Here is a 4,166-nt window from a genome sequence, read left to right on the forward strand (position 1 = left end):
CTCCCCCTCACAATGATTATCATTTTAATATTGAGTGAGATTTAATTTCCTCAAAGCCTTATGTAGTTTGAGTCTTGGTGTATTTCATACTGATTCAGGCTCGTCAATATTTAGATGCGTTTGCCCTGCCAGCCACATGAGGTGTAGTTGCAGGCGCTGTTTTAAAAGCTGCAATAAACCCCATGACACCAATCACAGTAAAGATGATGCCGATAATGCGAGTAAAGTACTGTCCTGGCTTCATAATGAAACTCCTGATTGTTTAGAAAAATAGACAATTTCTCCAGCCCAAGAGACATCTCCAAAATAGTATCATTCTGTGATACAAGAACATTAAAGAGTAATTTTGGCACAAGAGCATGAGCAATATACTGAATTACATTTAAGAGAATCCTAAACAAACACAAAGGTTAATAGGGCTGGAATATGAACAGTTACAGCAATTAATTCTAAATGCGGAACGTTTATATCATGAAAAACAAGCTTCACTAGAATCTAAGAAAGTTAGAATTATTGCTGGTGGAGGAGGCCGGAAACCAAAATTACCTATTCCCGAACAAATTATTTTAACTTTGGTGTATCTCCGGCATCTAACAACCTTCCAACTTCTAGGTATTCAGTTTGAAGTAAGCGAGTCTACCGCCAATGATACATTTAACTATTGGTTGCCTAACTTGCGATAATTACTACCATCTAGTTTGCTTGAACAAGTAAAAAAAAACGCTTCTGACTATGAAGTAGTAAAAGAAATACTCACAGAGTATGAATTAATAGTAGATAGCTATGAGCAAGTCAGAGAAAGACCTGGAGACCATGATGAACAAAAGAAATATTTTTCAGGTAAGAAGAGTAATCATACATTCAAAACTCAAATGATTATTTTACCTGATGCTAGCAATATCGTTGCCACACCTTTTTTCCGGTCTAATATAATTACACTTTATACTTGAAGTATTGATAGTCAACAAAAACTTATGCTTGACTGGGTCTGAATAACTAGTCAACCCTTAAAATTGCTTTTTTATGACTTTTTCAGCAAGCCCTATTTAGCGACAAGTCTAATATTAGTAAGATGTTCTGGACCGTAGCCCGTGACAATCGCTAAATCCATCGATGAGGCTTCTGCAATTCCTGCGGCGGCTGAGGGTTGGTAAAAATCAGCGTGACCATCAATGAAGAATAATCCATAATGTCCAAGCCGACGCAATGCCAGCATATTACCAATTAAAATGCTACAGTCACCGCCTAACACAATCGGAAAACGATTCGATTGTACAACTGATTCCACAACCTCAGCCAGCAACTGTGAGTAAGTTTTAATTTCAGCCAAATTGAGAACTTGGGTTTGTGGATCGCGTTGCGAATTGAATGCTGGCGGAGTAACATAACCCTCGTAATCGGCATCTAACTGCTGATGAAATCCTGCGTTGCGGAGTGCGTAAGGCAGCAATTCAACCCCCGATGGCTTCAAACCTAAAATAGAAGGCGCTTCAATGATTGAGAACTTGGACAATCGATTTATCTTCATACTCCTTCAATGATGTTGAGTTGACAATAAATTACGTTCATCAGATTGAGATTGACGCTGGTATTGAGCAATTCCTGCAATAGCTCCGACGACAAGCAGCATTCCCAATCCTTGTAGTAAGGAGAGTCGTTCACCCAGAAACAAATAAGCACCACCCACACCAAATATCGGAATCAGCGATAGAAACTGAGCCGCAATGCTCACTCTAATCGTTTTAATTGCCTGCAAATACAGCCAAAACCCCAGTGCGTACTGAATAATGCCTGATACAACTATGAGTGCCAAAATAACAGGATTGATAGCCGTTAACGTCTTAACGTTTATCTGTGTAAAACTGATCCACACTAACGTGACCCCAATTAAACCGAAGCTTTGCTGGATTGCAGCCAGCAACACCGGATTAACAATGCGAACTCCAGCTTGTGATAGCACGGCATATAAAGCTCCAGAAAATGTGCCGACTACAAGCAAAAGATCGCCTATTCCCAAGCGAACACCTAAATGTACATCCACACCGACAGTTAGTAGTACACCCCCAATTGCCATCCCCATCAGTATCAGTAATACAAAGCAAATCCTTTCTCTCAAGAACACCCATGCCAATCCCAAAGCCATCATCGGTTCAGTGGCGTTAATTAATGAGGCATTACTGGCTGTGGTCATTGCTAACCCAGTTAAGCCTAAGCTGTACGACAAAGCAGGTTCTAGTAACCCAGGAAATCCCAACTTTAACAGTGTTGGCGGCGCAAGTTGATGCCAATACACTCGCTTCCAGGGCTGTTGAATTAATGTAATTGCCCACAAAAATGTCACACTGCCAGCCAGTTGTACGACTAACACCGTGAGCGGAGGCAAGTAAGTGAGCACCATTTTACTCATGACTGTACCAAGCCCCCAGCAGATTGCAGACAGAATCATCATCAGAACAGCTTTACTTCTATTGGGTAAGCTCAAAGCCGGATTTAACTGCATGATTTAGGAAGTTAGTCTGTGCAACTAACCTTCAATATTGATTACACTGGTTATAGTATGGGATTTTTCTAACCTGCAAATCTATCTTTGGTGGTAGAGTATTCAATATGAATGGAGCGTCAAGTGAATTGTTTAATCGAGATTGGGATCATCTAAAACTGATAGGCGGGCGCTTGTGCCTAGATTTCGTAAATACCGTTGACCGCGAAACCAATGGCTATTCACACGAGTGGTTGACTGAGTATTCGGATTTAGTTGTTTGGGGGCGACAGACTCAAACTCTGACTGTTCAACAAGCCAAACATCTACTCCAAAAGGCACAGCAGCAGCGAAAGCGGGCTAATGCCATCTTTGATCTGGCAATCGAATTGCGAGAAACCCTCTATCGTATTTTCTCTGCGATTTCTGCTCGCCAATCGCCTCAAGCGCAAGATATAGCACAATTCAATTCAATGTTGATTCAAACGCACACTCATTTGCAGCTCGTGTTTACAGAAAAGCAGTTTGTCTGGAGCTGGAACGATTCTCACCACCTCGAATACATCCTTTGGCAAATCATTAGGTCTGCCTCTGAACTGCTCACCAATTCAAATCTCAACCGCGTGCGAGAGTGTGCAGGAACGGATTGTGGTTGGGTGTTCTTGGACATGAGCCGCAATCGCAGTCGGCGTTGGTGTGACATGGAAGACTGCGGTAATCGAGCAAAAGCTCGGCGGCATTATGAACGAAGTAAAGAGTAGTACAGATGGCAGTATGCAGTTAGACAAAAGACCTTTAGAAACGATTTAGAAAGTCTCAAATGATCTCTGGCATAAACTTAAGCCTGTCTTGGATGAGTATGATCCACCGAAACTCACAGGTCAATGAGGTTTGAGACGCGCTAACCCTGACTTTTTATACCACAAGCAATATTCATCTACAAATTTGACGGTTTTTACAGGTGGCCAAGGCTCTACTATACTCTGTGTCTTCTCTCTACAGCTTGTATATTATTATACTATTGTTATAGTGACATAAGAGGGCTAATTATCTTGAAGTGGCGATGGAACGTGTTTTTAATCTGTCGGTGAGGCGATCACTGCTGATTCTACAATGGGGAAAGTTTTGCTCACACTAGATGCTGCAATGAAGCCACAATTCAAAATCGAGATAGCTGAAGAACCAAAACTTGATGAGACTGAATTCATTGTTCAACAACTGATCCAATTCAATAGCCGTTGTGCTGGTGAGGGCAATTTTCGGCAATTAGCTGTTTTCTTACGAAATGCAGATGAGAACTTAATCGGTGGGTTAATTGGGTCAACGTATTGGCAGTGGCTATATGTTGATGTTTTTTGGATACATGAATCTTATCGAGGAGGAGGTTACGGTATCTCCCTTCTAGCTACTGCGGAGCAGGAAGCTATTAAGCGAGGTTGTCAATATGCCTATTTAGATACGTTTAGCTTTCAAGCACCGGAGTTTTATCAAAAGCTTGGATACGAATGGCACTAAGAAAAGCTGAAATACTTGCCTGGCAAAGGGTTTAGAAAAATAATAGTTTTAAGGTCGGGAATCAGAATAATCTACAACCCTCAGTTTGCGATCGCTGCTTCATTAGCCTACGTTTTTCCAAAGTGATGAAACCCTTGTAAATAATACATTTGCGCTTTTCTTAGTGCCATTC

General features: G+C 41.3%; 7 protein-coding genes. 4 read left to right on the plus strand and 3 right to left on the minus strand.

Annotated features, from left to right (window positions below):
• Window positions 1-103: 103 nt before the first annotated feature.
• Complete coding sequence (locus H6G26_RS39330; RefSeq protein WP_190737257.1) at window positions 104-244, minus strand: hypothetical protein; 141 nt, start codon at window positions 242-244, stop codon at window positions 104-106.
• 331 nt (window positions 245-575) lie between these two features.
• Here H6G26_RS39330 and H6G26_RS43575 point away from each other — a divergent pair, with 331 nt between their 5' ends.
• Both H6G26_RS43575 and H6G26_RS43580 read left to right on the plus strand, forming a co-directional pair.
• Window positions 576-683 carry a transposase family protein gene (locus H6G26_RS43575; RefSeq protein WP_347242595.1) on the plus strand — a complete coding sequence of 36 codons (108 nt, stop codon included), beginning with the start codon at window positions 576-578 and terminating at the stop codon, window positions 681-683.
• A gap of 15 nt (window positions 684-698) precedes the next feature.
• Window positions 699-950 (plus strand): transposase family protein, encoded by a 252-nt coding sequence (locus H6G26_RS43580; protein ID WP_242054335.1) that lies wholly within the window; start codon window positions 699-701, stop codon window positions 948-950.
• A gap of 92 nt (window positions 951-1,042) precedes the next feature.
• On the opposite strand, the gene H6G26_RS39340 is transcribed toward H6G26_RS43580, so the two are convergent.
• Window positions 1,043-1,513, minus strand: coding sequence for an arginase family protein (locus H6G26_RS39340; RefSeq protein WP_190737259.1), 471 nt, complete (start codon window positions 1,511-1,513; stop codon window positions 1,043-1,045).
• Window positions 1,514-1,534: 21 nt separating this feature from the next.
• On the minus strand, window positions 1,535-2,500 hold the full coding sequence (locus tag H6G26_RS39345; protein ID WP_190737262.1) for a DMT family transporter: 966 nt from the start codon (window positions 2,498-2,500) through the stop codon (window positions 1,535-1,537).
• A 107-nt stretch (window positions 2,501-2,607) separates the two neighbouring features.
• Between H6G26_RS39345 and H6G26_RS39350 the strand changes: the two genes are divergently transcribed.
• Both H6G26_RS39350 and H6G26_RS39355 read left to right on the plus strand, forming a co-directional pair.
• A complete protein-coding gene (locus H6G26_RS39350) occupies window positions 2,608-3,240 on the plus strand; it encodes an ABATE domain-containing protein (protein WP_190737269.1) in 633 nt (210 codons plus the stop codon).
• A 352-nt stretch (window positions 3,241-3,592) separates the two neighbouring features.
• The gene (locus H6G26_RS39355; RefSeq protein ID WP_242054336.1) at window positions 3,593-3,994 is read left to right on the plus strand and encodes a GNAT family N-acetyltransferase; all 402 of its coding nucleotides are present in this window, start codon (window positions 3,593-3,595) and stop codon (window positions 3,992-3,994) included.
• Window positions 3,995-4,166 lie beyond the last annotated feature (172 nt).

The organism is Nostoc sp. FACHB-888 (genome assembly GCF_014696655.1).
Lineage (GTDB): Bacteria > Cyanobacteriota > Cyanobacteriia > Cyanobacteriales > Nostocaceae > Nostoc.